The organism is Psychrobacter sp. T6-1, from assembly GCF_052258445.1.
Window position 1 is genome coordinate 1 of the sequence record NZ_JBQQFC010000847.1, and the last position, 508, is coordinate 508.

The following is a 508-nucleotide window of genomic DNA, read 5'->3' on the forward strand; positions in this document are numbered from 1 at the left end:
CGATCCATCCATTTTATCACGTACTCTGCTTGCGCCTCTGCAATAGGGACTAGCGATGAGTTACCAATAGGGCTGTTGGGGCCCATAAGCGTGAATAGATTTGGAAAACCTGGAATCATCGTAGTGTTATGAGCGATTGGCCCCTCATTCCAAGCGGTATCCAAAGCCATACCGTCACGGCCCGTTACTTGCATCGGACGCATATAGGACTGCGCATGAAATCCTGTGGCAAAGACTAAGATATCAAACTTGTGAAGCTGACCATTTTTTGTAATGACTCCTTTGGGATCAATACGCTCGATATGGGTAGTGCAAATCTCGACATTAGATTGCTGCACCGCTTTATAGAACGTCGGGGATGAAATCATGCGCTTGCACATCGGCGCGTAGTCCGGCGTCAAGCGCGCGCGCAAATCATCATTGGACACTTTTGACAAGCTGCCCTTGGCACTTTTACTAAAAAAAGTACGCTGCCATCCTGGAGCTAGTGGCGCCTTAAACAAACTGG

The 508-nt window shown here is 48.4% G+C and carries 1 protein-coding gene; it reads right to left on the reverse strand.

Annotation, left to right across the window (positions count from 1 at the left end):
• The coding region (locus tag ACTXGO_RS16300; RefSeq protein WP_459112954.1) for an NAD(P)/FAD-dependent oxidoreductase at positions 1 to 508 on the reverse strand (508 nt) is incomplete at both ends.